This is a genomic window from Streptomyces sp. NPDC007084, assembly GCF_040703595.1.
Taxonomy (GTDB): domain Bacteria; phylum Actinomycetota; class Actinomycetes; order Streptomycetales; family Streptomycetaceae; genus Streptomyces.
In genome coordinates, this window is record NZ_JBEYFY010000002.1 from 80,357 (window position 1) to 100,173 (window position 19,817).

At 70.1% G+C, this 19,817-nt stretch carries 17 protein-coding genes and 1 other RNA gene; 16 read left to right on the plus strand and 2 right to left on the minus strand.

Features of this window, described 5'->3' with window-relative positions; genetic code table 11:
- Positions 1–115 precede the first annotated feature (115 nt).
- On the plus strand, positions 116–736 hold the full coding sequence (locus AB0912_RS02260; protein WP_366695839.1) for a hypothetical protein: 621 nt from the start codon (positions 116–118) through the stop codon (positions 734–736).
- Positions 737–979: 243 nt separating this feature from the next.
- On the opposite strand, the gene AB0912_RS02265 is transcribed toward AB0912_RS02260, so the two are convergent.
- Positions 980–1,171: a hypothetical protein gene (locus tag AB0912_RS02265; protein WP_366695841.1), complete on the minus strand. Its 192-nt coding sequence runs from the start codon at positions 1,169–1,171 to the stop codon at positions 980–982.
- A gap of 321 nt (positions 1,172–1,492) precedes the next feature.
- On the opposite strand from AB0912_RS02265, the gene ftsE reads away from it, so the two are divergent.
- The 6 genes from ftsE (at position 1,493) to AB0912_RS02295 (ending at position 7,285) form a co-directional block, all read left to right on the plus strand.
- On the plus strand, positions 1,493–2,182 hold the full coding sequence (gene ftsE / locus AB0912_RS02270) for a cell division ATP-binding protein FtsE (RefSeq protein ID WP_081217588.1): 690 nt from the start codon (positions 1,493–1,495) through the stop codon (positions 2,180–2,182).
- A 33-nt stretch (positions 2,183–2,215) separates the two neighbouring features.
- Positions 2,216–3,133 (plus strand): permease-like cell division protein FtsX, encoded by a 918-nt coding sequence (ftsX, locus tag AB0912_RS02275; protein WP_366695843.1) that lies wholly within the window; start codon positions 2,216–2,218, stop codon positions 3,131–3,133.
- A 67-nt stretch (positions 3,134–3,200) separates the two neighbouring features.
- On the plus strand, positions 3,201–4,367 hold the full coding sequence (locus AB0912_RS02280; protein ID WP_366695845.1) for a S41 family peptidase: 1,167 nt from the start codon (positions 3,201–3,203) through the stop codon (positions 4,365–4,367).
- 69 nt (positions 4,368–4,436) lie between these two features.
- A complete protein-coding gene (smpB, locus tag AB0912_RS02285; protein ID WP_366696268.1) occupies positions 4,437–4,982 on the plus strand; it encodes an SsrA-binding protein SmpB in 546 nt (181 codons plus the stop codon).
- Between the two features lie 198 nt (positions 4,983–5,180).
- Positions 5,181–5,569, plus strand: a transfer-messenger RNA (tmRNA) gene (gene ssrA / locus AB0912_RS02290).
- A gap of 105 nt (positions 5,570–5,674) precedes the next feature.
- Complete coding sequence (locus tag AB0912_RS02295; RefSeq protein WP_366695847.1) at positions 5,675–7,285, plus strand: hypothetical protein; 1,611 nt, start codon at positions 5,675–5,677, stop codon at positions 7,283–7,285.
- Here the strand turns inward: AB0912_RS02295 and AB0912_RS02300 are convergent.
- Positions 7,264–8,490, minus strand: coding sequence for an MFS transporter (locus AB0912_RS02300; RefSeq protein WP_366695849.1), 1,227 nt, complete (start codon positions 8,488–8,490; stop codon positions 7,264–7,266). The genes AB0912_RS02295 and AB0912_RS02300 overlap by 22 nt on opposite strands.
- A gap of 227 nt (positions 8,491–8,717) precedes the next feature.
- On the opposite strand from AB0912_RS02300, the gene AB0912_RS02305 reads away from it, so the two are divergent.
- The 9 genes from AB0912_RS02305 to AB0912_RS02345 all read left to right on the plus strand — a co-directional run bounded on the left by AB0912_RS02305 (position 8,718) and on the right by AB0912_RS02345 (position 19,808).
- Positions 8,718–9,680 (plus strand): LysR family transcriptional regulator, encoded by a 963-nt coding sequence (locus tag AB0912_RS02305; protein ID WP_366696269.1) that lies wholly within the window; start codon positions 8,718–8,720, stop codon positions 9,678–9,680.
- 870 nt (positions 9,681–10,550) lie between these two features.
- The gene (locus AB0912_RS02310; RefSeq protein ID WP_366695851.1) at positions 10,551–11,507 is read left to right on the plus strand and encodes a hypothetical protein; all 957 of its coding nucleotides are present in this window, start codon (positions 10,551–10,553) and stop codon (positions 11,505–11,507) included.
- A gap of 459 nt (positions 11,508–11,966) precedes the next feature.
- Complete coding sequence (locus tag AB0912_RS02315) at positions 11,967–14,096, plus strand: glycosyltransferase (protein ID WP_366695853.1); 2,130 nt, start codon at positions 11,967–11,969, stop codon at positions 14,094–14,096.
- Between the two features lie 182 nt (positions 14,097–14,278).
- On the plus strand, positions 14,279–15,604 hold the full coding sequence (locus AB0912_RS02320; protein ID WP_366695855.1) for an acyltransferase: 1,326 nt from the start codon (positions 14,279–14,281) through the stop codon (positions 15,602–15,604).
- Between the two features lie 78 nt (positions 15,605–15,682).
- Positions 15,683–16,345, plus strand: coding sequence for a hypothetical protein (locus AB0912_RS02325; protein WP_366695857.1), 663 nt, complete (start codon positions 15,683–15,685; stop codon positions 16,343–16,345).
- A 113-nt stretch (positions 16,346–16,458) separates the two neighbouring features.
- Entirely contained in the window at positions 16,459–17,379 is a 921-nt protein-coding gene (locus tag AB0912_RS02330) for a hypothetical protein (protein WP_366696270.1), read from the plus strand.
- Between the two features lie 48 nt (positions 17,380–17,427).
- Positions 17,428–17,751, plus strand: a complete 324-nt coding sequence (locus AB0912_RS02335) for a hypothetical protein (protein WP_366695859.1) — start codon at positions 17,428–17,430, stop codon at positions 17,749–17,751.
- Positions 17,752–17,900: 149 nt separating this feature from the next.
- On the plus strand, positions 17,901–19,088 hold the full coding sequence (locus AB0912_RS02340) for a hypothetical protein (RefSeq protein WP_366695861.1): 1,188 nt from the start codon (positions 17,901–17,903) through the stop codon (positions 19,086–19,088).
- A 198-nt stretch (positions 19,089–19,286) separates the two neighbouring features.
- On the plus strand, positions 19,287–19,808 hold the full coding sequence (locus tag AB0912_RS02345; RefSeq protein WP_366695863.1) for a hypothetical protein: 522 nt from the start codon (positions 19,287–19,289) through the stop codon (positions 19,806–19,808).
- Positions 19,809–19,817: the final 9 nt, after the last annotated feature.

A 19,817-nucleotide genomic window follows, 5' to 3' on the forward strand; every position in this document is an offset into this window, starting at 1 on the left:
GTGGCATGCGTGTCTCCGGGGCGCATGTGAACCGGGGGGCTGAGAGAGGCCACCTGTGACGCCGTGGCCCCGGGCGCTGCTCTACTGACGATCAGCTACTGGGGGTAGCAGGCAGATGACCAAGAAGACGCGGGTCCGCGCGGCGCGGATAGCCGCCGGTGCGGTGATTGCCGCCGGTGCTTCGCTCACCGCTGCGGGTGCCGCCTCGGCGCTCGACCTCAATGTCGGCCTCGGCGCGACCACCGCCGACCCCGACCCCACGGACACCGTGACGGGCATTCCGACGACCCCGGAGCCCACGGACCCGACCACCGACCCGGGGCCGACCGAGACGGAGCCCACCGACCCGGGCACCACCGACCCGGGTCCCACGGACCCGACCACCGACCCGGCGCCCACCGATACGGAGACCACCCAGCCGGCTCCCACGGAGTCCGACCCCACCGAGGACCCGACCGAGGACCCCTCCGACGGTTCGACCGCGAGCAGCGGCACGGGCACCGGCAACAACACCGACCCCAACGGCGGCTCCTCCGCCCAGGACGAGGGCTCCTCCGCCCTCACCGACACGGGCTCGGACACCGCGCCGCAGGGCAAGAACGACGGCGAGCTGGCCGAGACCGGTGCCGGCCAGACCACGTTCCTGCTGATCGGCGCCGCCACGATGATCGCCGGCGGCATCGGCTTCCGGATGCTCCCGCGCCTCGCGGCCGGCCGCGGCACCACCCCCGCCTGACGCACCCGGCGCTGACGCACCCCGCGCACCACGAAAGGCCCGGAGCAACTCGCTCCGGGCCCTTCGTCATGTCAGGGGCAGGTCATCGCCCGCGGGCCGTGATCGCCCGCCAGAGGCTCACCCCCGGGTCACGCGGCTGCTCGGGCCGCCACGCGCGTTCTCGTACAACCGTCACGCTCGTTCTCGTACAACCCCGCTCACACGTAACCCCCGCTTACGTGTAACCCTGCTCACACGGTCCGCTCACACCGTCTGGTGGGCCACCAGCGCCAGCGCCGCGATCAGCACCGCGAGCAGGGCGATCAGCGCCATGGGGTTCAGATTCCCGAAGGGGCTCTCCTGCTGGAGCCGCTCACGGTTGGCACGGCAGACGCGGCAGCGGCCCTCGCTGACGGGCCCCGCACAGTTAGCGCACACCAATCGGTCGTACGTCATGCGCCGGCCCTCCTTGCGCTGTCTCGCGCCGCACCGACTCTCGCGTGCGTGTCGCTCTCTTAACGCTACGGGGAACGCAACCGTTCCCCCTCCACTGTGCCAGGTTCCGCGGATTTCGGCGCGGTCCGCCTTATCCTGCCCCGCCCGGAGGCCCGCCAGCGGCCCGGAGCCGGGAAAGAACCCCGCGCATCCGGAGAGAATCGCACGTCAGATCCGTGACAAAACGTGCAAGCCGCGCGCAACCCCGTACGCCGACTGCGCTCGCACACCCGGTTCGCGTATGGTCACGCACACCTACCCCCGGCGACCCGTGGTGCATCCGTGATCCGATTCGACAACGTCTCCAAGGTCTACCCCAAGCAGACCCGCCCCGCCCTCAGGGATGTCTCCCTGGAGGTCGAGCGCGGAGAATTCGTGTTCCTCGTGGGCTCCTCCGGCTCCGGAAAGTCCACCTTCCTGCGGCTGATCCTCCGCGAGGAGCGGTGCAGCCACGGCCAGGTGCACGTCCTGGGCAAAGACCTCGCGCGCATCTCGAACTGGAAGGTGCCGCAGATGCGCCGCCAGCTCGGGACCGTGTTCCAGGACTTCCGGCTGCTGCCCAACAAGACGGTCGCCGAGAACGTGGCCTTCGCCCAGGAGGTCATCGGCAAGTCCCGCGGCGAGATCCGCAAGTCCGTGCCCCAGGTCCTCGACCTCGTCGGCCTCGGCGGCAAGGAGGACCGGATGCCCGGCGAGCTGTCCGGTGGTGAGCAGCAGCGCGTGGCCATCGCGCGAGCCTTCGTGAACCGGCCCAAGCTCCTCATCGCCGACGAGCCGACCGGAAACCTCGACCCGCAGACCTCGGTCGGCATCATGAAGCTGCTCGACCGCATCAACCGGACGGGCACCACCGTGGTGATGGCGACCCACGACCAGAACATCGTGGACCAGATGCGCAAGCGCGTCATCGAGCTGGAACAGGGCCGCCTCGTCCGCGACCAGGCACGCGGCGTCTACGGCTACCAGCACTGATCATCGACCACGGAAAGGTCTGAGGAAGACGCCATGCGCGCGCAGTTCGTTCTGTCGGAGATCGGTGTCGGTCTCCGCCGCAACCTGACCATGACCTTCGCGGTCGTCGTCTCGGTCGCCCTCTCGCTCGCCCTGTTCGGCGGCTCGCTCCTGATGAGCGACCAGGTGAACACCATGAAGGGCTACTGGTACGACAAGGTCAACGTCTCGATCTTCCTCTGCAACAAGAGCGACGCCGAGTCCGACCCCAACTGCGCCAAGGGCGCGGTGACCGCCGACCAGAAGAAGCAGATCCTGGCCGACCTGGACAAGATGACGGTCGTCCAGAAGGTGTCGTACGAGTCCTCGGACCAGGCGTACAAGCACTACAAGGAGCAGTTCGGCGACTCCCCGCTGGCCAGCAGCCTCACGCCGGACCAGATGCAGGAGTCGTACCGGATCAAGCTGAAGGACCCGGAGAAGTACCAGGTCATCGCCACCGCCTTCGACGGCCGGGACGGCGTGCAGTCCGTGCAGGACCAGAAGGGCATCCTGGACAACCTCTTCGGGCTCCTCAACGGCATGAACTGGGCCGCCCGCGCGGTGATGGCGATGATGCTCGTCGTCGCGCTGATGCTGATCGTCAACACCGTCCGCGTCTCGGCGTTCAGCCGGCGCCGCGAGACCGGCATCATGCGCCTCGTCGGCGCCTCCGGCTTCTACATCCAGGCGCCGTTCATCATGGAGGCCGCCGTCGCCGGACTCATCGGCGGCGGGGTCGCCTGCGGGTTCCTGCTGATCGCCCGGTACTTCATCATCGACCACGGACTCGCCCTGTCCGAGAAGCTGAACCTGATCAACTTCATCGGCTGGGACGCGGTGTTGACCAAGCTGCCGCTCATCCTCGCGACGAGTCTGCTGATGCCGGCGCTGGCCGCGTTCTTCGCGTTGCGCAAGTACCTGAAGGTGTGACACATGCCAAGAGGGCCGTACCGTCAACCGGCGGTGCGGCCCTTCGCGTTGTCCTAGACTCACCGGCATGTCAGGCCGTGACCCGTTCTGCGAACCCCGCCGCATGTGCCGCGGGGCGGCCCTGACGTTGGTGTTCGCGAGCGTCCTCGCCGCCGGAGCGGCCACCGGATCGTTCTCCGGCGCCGCGCCCAAGACCGTGGCCGACGCCCCCCGTCCGGCGCCGGCGCACCACCAGGAGACCGTCACCCGGGCCGCCGCCCGGGCGATGGCCGACGGCAAGTCCCCCATGGAGGCCGCCGAACGCGCGGTCAGCCGCAGCGGCGACCGCTGGGGCGCGGTCTACTCCCCAGGGGAGTTCGAGGAGTTCGAGGAAGCCCTCGACGGCCGGTACACCGGCGTCGGCCTCTGGGCCCGCCGCGAGCGCGACGGACGGATCGAGGTCACCCGGGTCGCGGCCGGCTCGCCCGCCGCCGCCGCGGGCATCCACCCCGGCGACCGGCTGCGCGCCGTCGACGGCACGCGCGTGGACGGCCGGCCGGTCACCGAGGTCGTGGCGTTACTGCGCGGGGACGCGGGCGACGCCGACGCCGGCACCGAGGTCCGCCTCGGCCTGGAGCGCGGCACCCGCTCCTGGAGCCGCACCCTGCGCCGGGCCACGCTCTCCACGGACTCCGTGACCGTCAACAGACTCCGTGGCGACGCCACCGTGATCAAGGTCGCCGCCTTCACCAAGGGCGTGGGCGCCGCCGTACGGACCGCCGTCGACCAGGCACCCCGGGGCGGCGGCATCGTCCTCGACCTGCGCGGCAACTCCGGCGGCCTGGTCACCGAGGCCGTCACCGCCGCCTCCGCCTTCCTCGACGGCGGCCTCGTCGCCACGTACGACGTGAACGGCTCCCAGCGCGCCCTGCACGCCGACTCCGGCGGCGACACCGACCGGCCCCTGGTCACCCTCGTCGACGGCGGCACGATGAGCGCCGCCGAACTGCTCACCGGCGCCCTCCAGGACCGCGGGCGCTCCGTCGTCGTCGGCTCCAGGACCTTCGGCAAGGGCTCGGTCCAGATGCCGAGCCGGCTGCCCGACGGCTCCGTTGCCGAGCTGACCGTCGGCCACTACCGCACCCCCGCGGGCCGCTCCGTCGACGGCCGGGGCATCACGCCCGACCTGGAGGCGGACAGCGAGACCCTGCGGCGCGCCGAGACCGTGCTGAGCGGTCTGGGCGACCCGTCCTGACCCGCCGGGCACCGGCCCGGTAATCGGCTTTCCCCCGAGCCCCCCTGTAGTGCGAAAATGGCCAGCACTATGAGCAAGGGAATGTACGTACCGAAGGAGTCCCAGCCCAAGCAGGGCGGCCAGGCCTCCGGCAAAGCCAAGGACGGCAAGCGCAAGATCGTCGCGCAGAACAAGAAGGCACGGCACGACTACGCGATCATCGACACCTACGAGGCCGGGCTCGTCCTGACCGGCACCGAGGTGAAGTCGCTGCGTCAGGGGCGGGCCTCGCTGACGGACGGCTTCGTCCAGATCGACGGGAACGAGGCGTGGCTGCACAACGCCCACATCCCCGAGTACAGCCAGGGCACGTGGACCAACCACACCGTGCGCCGCAAGCGCAAGCTCCTGCTGCACCGCGAGGAGATCGACAAGCTGGAGGCGAAGACCCAGGAGACGGGTCACACGATCGTGCCGCTCGCCCTGTACTTCAAGGACGGCCGGGCGAAGGCGGAGATCGCGCTCGCCCGCGGAAAGAAGGAGTACGACAAGCGGCAGACCCTGCGGGAGAAGCAGGACCGGCGCGAGTCCGACCGCGCGATCGCGGCGGCCAAGCGGAGGCAGCGCGGCGCGTGAGCCGCGTCCTCGGGACGCGGGGCCGAGGCGGCGCGGCGCGTGAGGGCGGGCCCGCGGGAATAGGCTGGCACCGTCGTGCGTTGGTCACGTACGATGGCAACGCACCTCACAGCGGGTGCGGGTTCCTCCTCGGAGGGGCCGGGCGTCACTGGGAAGCCGGTTAAGGCGGCTCCCGCCGGCGCTTTGAAAAATCAACATGGGGATGATCGGTTTCGACAGCGGCTGTTGAAGCAGGGGAAGCGTGTCGAGGAAGCGGCAATGATCTCGTAAACCATATGTCGCAAAAAATAATCGCCAATTCCAAGAGCGATTCCCAGTCCTTCGCCCTCGCTGCCTAATAAGCAGTGAGTGAAGGACCCTTAATGGGTGTCAGCCCGGGAGTGTTCCCGACCCGGACCCTGGCATAATCTAGGGAACTAAACCAGCGAGCCCGGTCACGGGGTTCGCTGGGAAATCAAACAGTGACTGAGCCCGTCGGCGACTTGTTCGCGTGATCGCCGGGGCTGAGAAAATCACAGCGAACTGCACACGGAGAAGCCCTGATTTTGCACCGTTGGACGCGGGTTCGATTCCCGCCATCTCCACTCATCCCATGTGGGCACAGGCCCCGCGGCTTCCGAGCCGCGGGGCCTGAGTCATGCCGGGGACCGGTCGCGTGCGTGAAGGGCCTGAACGGCCGGAGGGGGGCGAGGGTGACGGGTCGGCACGAGCCGTACAGCGTCAAAGGGCAGGGCGTCGGAGAGCAGGGCGTCGGAGGGCAGGGCGTCGGGGGGCAGGACCCGTACTACGTCCGCTACGACGGGGACTTCGGGCTCAGCGGGCTCGCCGAGGCGTTCGCCCTCGCGCCCGCTCCGGAGCATCCCCGCGCGGCACGCGGCCTCGTCACGGCGAAGCTCGACGCGTACGACCGGGAGACGCCCGTGGGGACCGTCGCCCATCTCGGCGCGGACGAGCGGCGCATCCTCGGGTTCGACACCAGCCACGACGAGTGGGGATACGCCGACGACCTGCGCACCGACGTGCGCACACTGCTCGACGCGTCGCTGCCGGACGAGACGATCCGCCTGGTGTGGCGGGCGGCGGCCGAAGACGGATGGGATCCGGCGGAGCACGGGATGAGCGCCGGTGACTGGCTGCGGAGCGTCGAGGAGATCTGCGCCGCGCGTGAGCCCCGGCGGATTCCCGGCCGGCGACCGGCCCCTTCCGCGCTGTGGGACGCCCGGCCGCCGTCGGCCGACGCGGTGCGAGGTGACGTGGTCGCGGAGATACGGGCCTGCCGCGAGCGCCCGGCCGGCTCACGGCCGGCTGCCCCTGCCCGCCTGTCTCCTGACATCCTCTCGGCGCTCGAAGAAGTCGCGGTCCCTGCCCCCGAGCTGGCCTTCCGGCTGCTGCTCCGCACCCTGAAGGCGTGCGCCGTGCGGATCGACAAGGAACGGCACGACCGGTTCCATGCCTTGGCCGACGGGTTCGGCCACCACGCCGGTCTGGTCGACACCGGCCTCGACGTCGCATGGGCGCCCCTCGACCCCGCCCGCCGCGACACCACCTGGGACTTCGGGCTCTCCGCACTCGCGGGGAAGGCGCGCGAGGACTGGGCCGGGCGACGGGAGGACATCCGGGCACAGGCCGAGGCGGACGACATCGGGCAGACCCCGGGTTCCGCGGCGGCCGTCCTCCTGGACGACGTGCTCCGCCTGCTGCGGTCCCAGCTCACCGACGCGGCGCTCTCCGCTCTGTGGTGCGCCGCCGCGGACCGGCCACGGGGCACGACCGGCGGGCGGGAGTGGTTGCGGCTGATCGCGGAGGTGTGCCGCGTGCGGCTGCGGGAGGCCGCCCCCGCGTACGTACCCGTCGTACCGCCCGTTCGTGCGGGACTGGACGACTCGGCTCCTCTCGCTCGCAGGGGGCTGGACGACTCGGCGGCCCTTGCTCGTCGGGGACTTGGCGGCTCAACGGACCCTGCTCGTCAGGCACTTGACGAGTCCGGGTCGTCGGCGCCTGTCGATCTTGTCGATGCCGTCCTGCGTGAACTCAGGGAGGTGGCGCCCGTGTTGACGAGCGGCACCGTCAACTCTCGCTGTCCCGTGCCTGAGACAGAGGGCACCGAGGTCATGGACGCGCTGGAACACGTGGTCACCCACGTCGATCCCGACCTCGGCTTCCGGCTGTTCCTGCGGGTGCTGGCCGCGCTGTCGGTGCCCCTCACGCGGGAGCGGTACGAGCGGTACCAGGCGATCGGGGAGCGCCTCGGGTACGGCGAGTATCACGTCTCCTGCGTGGACTACCTGGTCGAGACCGGCTGAACGGTTCCGGCGGAGGACGCGCCCAGCGCGGCGATCGTGAACGCGAGGGCGGCCGCCAGGACCGGTACCGCGTAGCCCGCCTCCGGGGACAGGTGTTCCACGACCCAGCCGCCGGTCGCGGAGCCGCCGGCTATCCCGCCCAGCAGACCGGTCACCGCCAGGGTCATGCCCTCGTTCAACCGGCCCTCGGGCGTGCGCCGTTGGACCAGCGTCATACCCGTCACCATCGTCGGCGCGGTCGCCATGCCCGCCACCAGCAGTGCCCCAGCGAGCAGCGGCAGCGAACCCGTCAGCGAGACGGCGAGCAGCGGCAGCGTCAGCAGGACGGCCATGGCGGCGACACAGCGCGGGAAGCGGCGCTCGGCGAGCGACTCCGGAGCCGCCCCGGTCTGCAGCACCGAGCCGTACAGCAGCCCCGACACGCACGACCCCGCCGCCTGGAGCGCGAGTACCGCGCCGGCCGCCGACTTGTGCCCCCGCGCGTCCGCGAACGCGATCGTCACCACCTCCATCGCGCCGAACACCGCGCCGGTCGCGAGGAAGGCGAGCAGCAGCGCGGGCATTCCCGGCGCGCGCACCGGGGATGCGGACGCCGTCCGTGGCCGCGGCGGCGGCTCCGTCGACCGCTGCGCCGCGAACAGCAGGACGCCCGTCATCAGCAGCACCGATCCGGCCAGCATGCCCGCCTCCGGGAACAGCGTCCCGGACAGGACGGCCGCGAGCACCGGGCCCAGCATGAAACAGAGTTCGTCCACGGCCTGCTCGAAGGAGTTCGCCGTGTGCAGCGCCGCCGGGTCGCCCGCCAGCAGGTGGGCCCAGCGCGCCCGGGACATGCCGCCCGTGTTGGGAGTGGTGGCGGTGGCGGCGTACGCGGCGAACAGAGTCCAGTCCGGGGCGCCGAACCGTACGCACAGCATGAGACCGGTCCCGCCGAGCAGCGCGACGGCCGTCGCGGGCACCGCCACCCGGGCCTGCCCGTACCGGTCCACGAGCCGCGCGGTCCACGGGGCGACCACCGCCGTCGCCGCCAGGCCGGTCGCGGTGACGGCGCCCGCGAGCGCGTAGGAGCCCCGGGCGCTCGCGATCATGACGACGGCGCTCACGCTGAACATGCCCATGGGCAGCCGGGCGACGAGGTTGCCGAGGGTGAAGGCGCGGGTGCCCGGGCGCGCGAACAGCAGGCGGTAGGGGGTGAGGGGTGACATGCGGCAACCGTCGCCCGGCGCCCCGGACGGGGTCCAACACCTATTCCGTGGTGATTGACGCGCCCGGGTTGTAAGTTCGCGTGGTGCCTGGTCGAACCCCTGTTCCCGGAGCGTCCCCCTCCGGACCGCCTGTTCCCCGAGTTTCCTCCGGGTCCTTTCCCGGAGTGTCCCGCGCAGTCTCCTCCGGGTCTTCCTCCGGAGGCTTCACCGGCCCCGCTCGTGGGCACCTGGACCCCCGCCTGCTGCGGGCGTTCGTCGCCGTCGCCGAGGAGTCGCACTTCACCCGGGCCGCCGCCCGGCTGTACGTCGCCCAGCAGGCGCTGAGCCGGGACATCCGGCGCCTGGAAAGGGAGTTGGGGACCGAGTTGTTCGTCCGGACCACCCGGCAGGTGGCGCCGACGGTCGACGGTGAGCGGCTACTGCCGTACGCGCGCCGCGTCCTGGAGGCGCACGACGCCCTGCTCGACGCGTTCGTACGTCCCGGCGGCGCCGAACGGCCGCTGCTCGTGGACGTCAACTCTCCCGGCCTGGTCGGCGGCCGTGTCCTGCGCCGGGCCCGCGAACTCGCCCCCGACAGCGAGCTGATGGCCCGCTACGAGAGCGGACTCACCGGTGCCGCCGCGGAACTGCTCGCCGGCCGGCTGGACGTGTCGTTCGGCCGCTTCGCCGGACTCGACCCGGCCGTCCGGGCCCGCCTGGAGCACCACTTCGTACGGTACGAGCCGATGGCCGTTCTGCTGCCGGAGGACCACCGGCTCGCGGAGCTGGAGGAGGTGCCGCTGGCCGCGCTCGCCGGCGAGACCGTGTACGCGGGGGACGGCAACCCCCGCACGCTGGAGTGGACCGACCTCGCACGTCACCTGTTCGAGGGGCGGGGGATCGAACTCGCGTCACCCGCACCGGTGGCGGTCGGGCCCGAGGAGTTCCAGCGCGTGATGGCCAAGTCCCGTACGCCTGTTCTGGCCGTGGTGGACTTCCCCGCGCTGGCCGGAACCGTGCTCCGGCCGCTGGTCGACCCCGTCCCGCTGTCACCCGTGTCTCTGGTGTGGCGCAAGGGGTGTGCGCACCCGGGGATCGACGCCCTGCGGTGCGCCGCCGCCCGGCTCGCGGCCGAGGAAGGATGGCTTATGAGCCATGAGGAAGGGTGGGTTCCGCGCGGAGAATCACTCATTCTGATGAGCCATGTGTAAGACCCGACCCCGCGAGTCCCGCACGGCGCTACCTTTCTTCCTCCGGGCGCAGTGTGATATTTGGGGTGCTTTTGACCGGGTGGGGGCCCGGTCCTGACGGCGAAACGACGCAGGGCCCGGAGCCGTCGCGCACCCCGTGAACAGTCCCGTGGGGGGAAGCGCGTGCGCGTGGAGAACTGGCGAGAAGACGCTCAACCGAATCGGCGAAGCGCCGATCAGCGGGACGGGCGGACAGCCGAACCGTCCCCGGGGCCAGGAGCCGCGGACCCGGTCGTATGGCCGGCGGCCGCAGGCGCAACGACATCGTGGCCGAGCGGGGGAGTGGGCATCAGTCCTGAGCGTGGTGAACGGGAGCGGGAACGGGCCGGGGGTGCCGAGGGCTTCGGGAGGCGTTCCGGAAGGGCGCCGGAGCCGGACGCCGATCTGCCGGCGGGGCGCGCGTCCGACGCGGGGCTTCTCGCCGGTGCGGCGGCGGGTTCGGGGCGGCGGTCCGGGCGGGCGGTGGAGGCTGGGCTGCTGTCCGGGCGGTCGGCGGGTGCCGGGTTGCCGTCCGGGCGGGCGGCGGGTGGGGGGCCGCTTGCCGGTCGGGGTGATGCCGTGGCCATGGCAGATGTCGATGCCGGCGCCAGTGTCGGTACGAGTGCCAGTGTCAGTACCGGTGTCGGTGTCGGTGCCGAGGTGAGACCGTCGGGCGGGCGTGCCCGGGCGGGGAGGTCGGGACGGTCGCGGTTCGCGTTCGGGGGATCCGCGGAGGGCGGAGCGTCGTCCCGCCGGGGGGCCGAGGGTGGTTCTTCGTCGCGTGGCCGGCGGGCCAAGGGGGTCAAAGAGGCCCAGAGGGGCAAGGAGGTCAAGGGGGCCAAGGGGCGGTCCGTGTTCGACGGCCCGCAGGGCGCCGAGGGTGTCGACGCCTCCCACCCCGCAGGCTCCACCGACTCCAACCGCTCCGAGCCGCCGACCGAGGTGCTCACCGGTTCCGTGGTGACCCAGCGGTCGTCCTCGGACCCGGGGCCCACGGCGCCGGGCTCCGGTACGGCCCCGCCCTCCTGGGAGCAGCCGGGCGTCCCCGGGCACAACCACGATCCACACGAGGTGACCGTGCAACTCGACGGCACGGGACGCCGGTTGGACGACCGGCTGGTCAAGCAGACCGAGGGCGGCGCGGCCGGGCAGGAGTCGGACGGGCCCGTCTTCGTGGACGAGTCCGGCCGCCGAAGCCGCCGTTACCGCCGCCTCGGCATCCTCGTCGCCGCGGCCTGCGCGGTCTACGCCGTCGTCATCGTCGCCACCCTCCTGTCAGGGAACTCGAACGCGCCCTGGCTGCCGGTGCCCGGCCAGAAGAAGGACCAGCCCGCGCGCAAGGTCGACACCAAACCGCTGCCCTCCCACGCGGTCGACCCGTCCGCGCCGGGAGAAGCCGCCGCACCGGGCGCGGTCGCGACCGCCGAGGACGGCACGACACCCGAGCCGGGCAAGTCCCCGAAGGCCAAGGCCTCCGGCGCCTCCAAGGCCCCGGGAGCGTCCGGCGAGCCGAAACCCAGCGCGTCGGCGACGAAGAAGCCGAAGCCGGGCGTCACGACCAAGGGGCCGGGGTCGGGGCTGGACCCCAAGCCCAAGCCGTCGGATACGGTCGTCAACCCGCCCGCGGAACCGAACCCGCCGACCTCGACGGAGACGACACCTCCGCCGGACACGGAGCCTCCGGCCGGCAGCGGCGGTGGTGGTGAGGCTGGGGGAGCAGGCGGCGTACAGCCCGCGGGCTTCACCCCGTCGGCGCCGGCCCCGAGCGACTCCGTCTCGTCGGCGCCTGCCGCGCCGAGCGACGCGTAGGCGGCCGATTCGGCCGGTTTCGCCGGTTCCGTCACTTCCGGCCGTTCCGTCGGTCTGTCGGATGGTGCTGAACGGTGCCTGTGCCGGGGGGAGTTGGCCGGAATCGCGCCAACCTCCTTTACCGGAAGGGAGGTTGTTGCCCCGGCGCACCTGCGGCGTGGCCCGTGACGGCCGTAGTCGCGAGTGCCGCCCCACCCCCGGGCTCGTAACCCCCGTACTCCTGCTGGCTATCCGCCACCCGCCACCCGCTACCCGCCATCCGCCTCTCGCCACCCGTCACGGCCGCGCGGCACCCCGCACTTCCGCTACCGCCACCCGACCCTCTCCCCACACGTTCCCGGAGCACCCTCTCTGATGGCATCCCGTACCAGCCGTCACGGTCCGGCGTCCAAAGCGCCGGGTCCTGGCCCACGCACCACCCAGAAACGTCACCGTGACGCCCGGCGCCGGCGGCTGCCGATGCGCCTGCTGCTGCCGATGTTCATCCTGCTCGCGATGATGGCGATGCTGATGCTGCGCGGCTATGTGCACAGCGAGATCCTCGCCGACCACCGCGTCCGACCGGAGGCCGCCACCGACCAGGTGCCGGAGAAGATCCTCGACGGCGGCCCGGTCATCGACACCCGCGGCGGCCGTACGACCAGCCTGCGCATCCCCGACCACCGGCTCGTCCTCACCTTCGACGACGGACCCGACCCGACCTGGACGCCGAAGGTCCTCGACGTCCTCAAGGCGCACCACGCCCACGCGGTCTTCTTCGTCACCGGCACCATGGCCTCGCGCTACCCGGACCTGGTCGAGCGGATGGTGCGGGAGGGCCACGAGGTTGGCCTGCACACCTTCAACCACCCCGACCTGTCGTACCAGTCGAAGGGCCGCATCGACTGGGAACTGTCGCAGAGCCAGCTCGCGTTGGAGGGCGCCGCCGGAATCCGTACGTCCCTGTTCCGGCCCCCGTACTCCTCCTTCGCCGACGCCATGGACAACCGGTCCTGGCCCGTGACGAAGTACATCGGCACCCGCGGCTACATCACCGTCGTCAACAACACCGACAGCGAGGACTGGCAGAAGCCGGGCGTCGCCGAGATCGTCCGCCGGGCCACCCCCAAGGGCGGCAAGGGTGCGATCGTCCTGATGCACGACTCCGGAGGCGACCGCCACCAGACCGTGCAGGCCCTGGACACGTTCATCCCCGAACTCCAGGAGCGGGGCTACGACTTCGAGAACCTCACCGAGGCCCTGAACGCGCCGAGCGCGCACACCCCGGTCACCGGGCTCGACCTGTGGAAGGGCCGGGCCTGGATCTTCCTCGTGCAGGCCGCGGAGAGGATCACCGACGTCCTGGTCGTCGGCATCGCCGTCATCGGCGTGCTCGTCTTCACCCGGTTCGGCCTGATGCTGCTGCTCTCCGCCACCCACGCGCGCAAGGTCCGCCGCGCCGGCTTCCGTTGGGGCCGCACGCCGGTCACCGAACCGGTGTCGGTGCTGGTCCCGGCGTACAACGAGGCCAAGTGCATCGAGAACACCGTCCACTCCCTGATGGCGAGCGAGCACCCCATCGAGATCCTCGTCATCGACGACGGGTCGAGCGACGGCACCGCCCGCATCGTCGAGGACCTGGAGCTGCCGAACGTCCGCGTGGTGCGCCAGCTCAACGCCGGCAAGCCCGCCGCCCTCAACAGGGGCCTGGCGAACGCCAGTCACGACATCATCGTGATGATGGACGGCGACACCGTCTTCGAACCCGCGACCGTCCGCGAACTCGTCCAGCCCTTCGCCGACCCGCGCGTCGGCGCCGTCGCCGGCAACGCCAAGGTCGGCAACCGCGACTCCCTCATCGGCGCCTGGCAGCACATCGAGTACGTGATGGGCTTCAACCTCGACCGCCGCATGTACGACCTGCTGCGCTGCATGCCGACCATCCCCGGCGCCGTAGGAGCCTTCCGCCGTACGGCACTTGAGCGCGTCGGCGGGATGAGCGAGGACACCCTCGCCGAGGACACCGACATCACGATGGCCCTGCACCGCGACGGCTGGCGGGTCGTCTACGCGGAGAACGCGCGCGCCTGGACCGAGGCCCCGGAGTCCGTCCAGCAGTTGTGGTCCCAGCGCTACCGCTGGTGCTACGGAACCATGCAGGCGATCTGGAAGCACCGGCGCGCCCTGATCGAGCGGGGCCCCTCCGGCCGCTTCGGGCGGGTCGGCCTGCCCCTGGTGTCCCTCTTCATGGTGCTGGCCCCGCTGCTGGCCCCGTTGATCGACATCTTCCTGCTCTACGGCGTCATCTTCGGCCCGACCCAGAAGACGGTCGCCGCCTGGCTCGGCGTCCTCGCCATCCAGGCGGTGTGCGCGGCGTACGCCTTCCGCCTGGACAAGGAACGCATGACCCACCTGATCTCGCTTCCTCTCCAGCAGATCCTTTACCGGCAGTTGATGTACGTCGTGCTGCTCCAGTCCTGGATCACCGCCCTCACCGGCGGCCGTCTGCGCTGGCAGAAGCTGCGCCGCACCGGCGTGGTGGGGGCGCCGGTATCGGCCCCGCGCCAGCGGGAGCCGCAGGACGGGAACGAACGGAGGCCGGTCGGATGACCGACACACACGAGTACCCGGCGGGCTCCACGCCGCCGTTGGGATCACCGAGGGTCGGAGTGCCACGGCAGCCCGGGGGCACGGGGGGCCGGAGCGAGGGTGGGGGAGCGAGTACAGGCGCGAGTACGCGCGCGAGTGCGGGAGCGAGTGCGGGAGCGAGTACGGGCGCGGCGCACCGGCGTATGAAGGCGGGAACCGAAACGGGAACCGGAATGGGAACCGGAGGGGAGGTGAGGGCGGCGGGGGTGCCGGTAAGTCCTGAGGTGCCTGGGGCTGCGGCAGCGGCTGGGGCGGGGGCTTGGGCGGAACCGGGGCGGGGGCCGGCCCCTGGCCCGCTGTCCACGGCACCCCGCCGCCCGGGCCGGGACCGCTACCTGGACCTGCTCCGTTCCATCGCCCTGGTCCGCGTGGTCGTCTACCACCTCTTCGGCTGGGCGTGGCTGTCGGTCCTGTTCCCCTCCATGGGCGTGATGTTCGCGCTGGCGGGCTCGCTGATGGCACGCTCGCTGAACCGGCCGGCGTGGAGTGTGATCCGGGGACGCGTCCGACGGTTGCTGCCTCCGCTGTGGGCGTTCAGCGCGGTGGTGCTGGCGCTGATGTTCGCCGGCGGCTGGAACCCCGCGCACGACCCGGACACCGGGGGCGGCGCGTGGGGTGTCGTCGACGTCCTCAACTACATCGTCCCGGTGGGCGCTCCGCCGTACCCGGAGCACATCGGCTCCGAGTCGGGCCTGCTGGAGGCGACTTGGGCGGAACAGGGCGCGGGCCCGCTCTGGTACCTGCGCGCGTACCTGTGGTTCGTCGTCGCGTCCCCGGTCCTGCTGTGGGCGTTCCGGCGGGTCCCCTGGGCGACGCTGCTGGCTCCGCTGGCACTGACGGCGGTCGTCGGCACCGGGCTGGTCACCATCCCCGGTGAAACGGGCAACGCCGTCACCGACTTCGCCGTCTACGGCGCCTGCTGGGTCCTCGGCTTCGCCCACCATGAGGGCAAGCTCGCGCAGATCCCGCGCTACGTCGCGATCTCGTGCTCCGCCCTGGTGATGGGCTTCGCCCTGTGGTGGGCGTCCGGCCATCTGGGCCCCGAGGGCTGGGACTTGAACGACATCCCGCTGGCCGACGCGCTGTGGTCGTTCGGGTTCGTGGTGATCCTGCTCCAGTACAGCCCGTCCTGGCAGGAGTTGCCGGGCCGCCTCGCCAGGTGGGACAAGCCGATCACGCTGTCGAACAACCGCGCGGTCACGATCTACCTGTGGCACAACATGCTCATCATGGCCACGGTCCCGATCATCGACCAGATGTACGCGCTCCCCTTCATGTCCGGCGACAGCGCCGCCGCGGCTCTCGACTCCACGTACTCCCTCTGGATGTTCATCCTGGTCTGGCCTCTGATCGCCCTGGCCATCCTCGCCTTCGGCTGGATCGAGGACATCGCCGCGAAGCGCCCACCACGGTTGTGGCCGGATGGGAGGAAGGGGAAGCGGAGGGGGAGGGGGGTTCGGGGGAGCTGATTCGCGCTGGTGTCGTCCCGTGGGCCCCGGATAGCGTGTTGCTGCCCTTTCGTACCCCACGTCGCACAGGAGCCTGCCGTGAACCGCCGTCCCCGCCTGCTTGCCACAGCCGCCGTCGGCGCGACAGCCGTACTGCTTTTGACCGCGTGCGGGGGCAGTGACGGCGAGTCCAAGGCCAACGACAAGATCGCGGGGGCGGACACCGGCAGCTCGGCGCCGGCTTCGCCGAGTGCGAGCGCGAGTGCTTCGGTGGATGCGGGGCGGCCGAAGATCGTGTTCCCGTCCGACGCGCGGAACGTGTTCGAGGGGCAGAAGACCGGAGACGCGAAGAAGGACGCCGTGCTGGCGGACAACGCCGAGCGCGTCAACTCCATCGACGACGCGATCTTCCGAGGACGTGTCAACACCGAAGCGCTGGGCTTCTACAGCGCCCAAGGGGCCCTGGACAGTGCGAGGTCGTTCGTTCGGGGCTACCTGGACCACAACCACTCGTGGACGGGTATCACGCGGTACTTCGACCGCGAGGTGAGCTTCCGGAGCGATGGCAGTGCCGTGGTCGTCTACTGCTCGGACGAGAGCAAATCGTTCCTGAAGGACCGCAAGACGAACAAGCGCGAGAACACGCCCACCTCGGCCGACAGCTACGTGCTGTACAACACCAAGTTGGTCAAGAACGCGGACGGCGTGTGGCAGACCACGAACGTGATCTCGAAGCGGGGAGCCGACCAGTGCCAGCCCTGAAGCGAGTAACCGGTTCGGCGACCTTCGTCGTGCTGCTCTGCCTTGCGGCGCTCAGCCCCCAGCTCTCGTACGCCGGTGGACGTGGCGACGAGGGCAACGAGAACACCTCGCCGATGCCGAGCGGCAACGTCACGGACGACGGCAAGCTGTCCGCCACCGCCGGAGCTGTCGTCTTCGATCGTTCGAAGAACGGGTCCGGAGCGTCGACGGGCCGAGTGACCGCTGCTTCGAGCAATTGGACGCCGCCCGCTTGCTATTACGCGCCGAAGTACACACCCGCACAGATGGAGAAGTACAAGGAGGCCATCTGGGGTGTCGATTCGACGGGTTACCAGTGGGACGCGTCGCAACGCGAGAAGTATGTGAACGGGCATCCGTACAAGGACTTCAACAAGGACAAGGCCGGCAAGGGCTACTGGTGGGACTCGTACGTCACCCCAGGCCGTGAGGGCGACCCCGGTGCGACGGACTGCAACGAGGACGTCTTCTGGGTCGATACCGGCGACACTCCACCGGCGAACATCCGCCAGGCGATCACTCCGGAGATTCTGGCGCAGTTGGCGTATGCGGAGATTCGGGTGCCGTCGACGGAGGTGGATTTGGCGCCTGCGGGGGTGACGAAGGTGAATTTGCCGACGTGGGCGTGGTTGGACACGGCGGAGTTCAGGCCGGTGTCGGTGACGGCGTCGGTGCCGTTGCTGAATGTGTCGGCGACGACGGTGGCGGAGCCGGTTTCGTTGAGGATCGAGCCGGGGACGGGGGATGCGGTGACGTATCCGGCGTCGGGGGTGTGTGAGATTGCGGGGGGCCGGATCGGTGAGGCGTATGCGAAGGGGCGGGCGAGGGAGACGCCACCCTGTGGGGTGAAGTATCTGCGTTCTTCGGGGGGTGGCTCGTTCTCTTTTCGGGCGACGGTTACGTGGCGGATCCATTGGACTGGTACGGGTGTTGCTCAGGCGCAGGACTTGCCGGATGGCACGTTCGGTGCTGATCAGGACGTGGTCGTACAGGAGATCCAGTCCGTCAATCGCTGAGTCCGGCGTGTGTTCCGGACTCGCTGAGATCCGGAAGAGGCACAGGGCGTGGCGGAGCGGTTGGCCGTTGACGGCGATGAGCTGTCGCACTTCATGAAGATGCTCAGGGCGTCGACCGACTCGCTGAAGGGCATGCGCAAGGCGCTGGAGGACGCCACGGTCACCGGTCTGGGCACGGACGACCTGGACCGGGCCTGCGAGGACTTCCAGGAGAACTGGAAGTTCGGCACCGACCAGATCGGTGAGCAGACCGAGGACCTGGCGAAGATCGTCGGAAAGAGCCGGGACAGTTACCGCGAGGTCGACAAGGCGCTGGAACGGGCCTTGGCGCACAGCAGGAACGGCCGTGGCGCCGGCGGTGGTACGCGGTGACGTACCCGCCCGGAGACACGGGAGCCGCCCTCGATCCACGATCCCGCGCCGACCGCTCGCGCCCGCAGGGCCTCAAGTCGGCACCCCCCATCCCGAACCCGCACTTCCCCCATCTCGGGTTCAATCCGGTACCCGGCAGCACGGACACCGTGGCGGGCCTGCGCAAGAAACTCACCGGCTGCGCGAAGGTTCTCGAAGAGACCCATGGCCTGGTGACGAGGCTGATGGACGGCAGCTATTGGGAGGGTGACGCGGCGGTCGCTTTCCGGGAGCAGCTCGACGGTGGTCCTTTGCCGCTGAATCTGAAGAACGCGGCCCACTCGATTCGCAAGGCGGCGCGTCAACTTGACCGCTGGGAGGCCGAACTCGACGACTTCCATCGGCGGGCCAAGCGGCTGGAGGCGGACGCCAAGGAGGCCCAGGCCGCGGTGGACCGCGCGAAGGGGCATGCCGCCCAGGCGGGCGAGGACCCCGACCTCCACCAGAAGAACTCGGCGAACACCGAGGCGCGGAAGGCCCTGACCAAAGCGAACCAGGCTGTGGACGACGCCGAGGACGCCTTGGAGAAGGTCCGCTCCAAGGCGCGGGAACTGGCCTCCGAACACGAGCACCAGGCCCAGCGGCGGGCGGCCAAGATCCGCGACGCGACGAAGAAACTCGCTCCGCACGAACCGGGCTGGTTCGACTCCGCCCTCGACTGGCTGGTGGACAACCTGCCGGACATTCTGAGTGCGGTGGGGGCTGTTGTGGGGCTGGTGGCGTTGTTCGTTGTTTCGGGTGGGACGGCGGCGGCGGTTTTGTTGCTTGCGGCGTCGGTTTTGAGCGCAACATCCCTGTCGTGGCGCATCACTCAGGATCCAGCGGTGTGGGCCTCGCTCAAAGACGGTTTTACCAAAGGTGAGCTGGATACGGACTTCTGGAGCAACTTCGTGACGGTAGGAGGCGACGTACTCGGCGTATTTCCGGGCCTGGGTGCGGCATGTAAGGGGGCGGTCGCCGGCCTGAGAGCCACCGGCGAAGCAGGGGAGGCCCTGGTCATCGGGCAGCGCGTATCGCGCTTCGGAAGCGTGACTATGGAGAACACCAAGGCCATTTCCGACCTTGACAACTCATTGCTGGGCTTCACGATCAGGGGCGCCCGAGCAGCTCAAGTGACGAGAGCTGTCGAGGTCACTTCAGCCGGGGTCGGCGTAGCCACGGCAGGCTTCGGCCTGGCCATGTCTGCCGTAGACACCGACGACGACGGAATCAAGGACGGATCCGTCGCGGGTATCGACGGACTTCGACTCGGAATTGACAGCGGAGCGCTCATTGATGTCGCTCGCCATGTCTTTTAGGGTAAGTCAAAGGGATCTCACTCGATGAACGCGACCAACTACACAACTGCCTGGGATCATCCGGCAACCCGACGTGCTTGGATCCAGCACGTAATCACCACCGGTCTGCGACTGGTTGGCTGGATCGCAGTCTGGGTTGGCTCTCTAGGGTTCCTAGTCTCCTTTCTGAGTCCGGGCTACGGTTTCCTGTTCATCCCGGTGCTGCTGTATTCAGCGTTCCGAGCCGTCCTCCAACTCGCCTACATCCGGCCCTCGCTCTACATCCGGCGTGTTCTCCAGCAGTACCCCTGGCAGCTCCTTACCGGCATTCCCCGTGGCCGGAACAAGCATCCCCAGGTGCAACAGGACGAGATGTGGCTGGAGTTGCCCAACCCGGAGCGGCCGGAAGAGCAGATCCCGCTGCTGTTCCTCTCCGGGATGCGTACCTTCTGGTGGATGCGACGGTTCGGGACCGCCCGTACGAAACCCGAGCTGAAGGCGCAGATCGAACCGCTCTGGTTCGCCGGAGACCCCCGGTTCATCGCCGTCATCGCTGCCACCGGCCGCAACGACAACGCCCCCCGGCGGTTGCACCTGCTCTACCAGCTCACGGCCACGGGTCACCGTGGCATCGAGCCCGTCGACTGGGACGCGAGCCCCGCCGCGCTGGAACGGGCCCGCCGTTCCGGAGCACACGTCCCCAACACGGTGAGCCCTCACCCGCACGTCCGCCCGCACTGACTCGCCCTT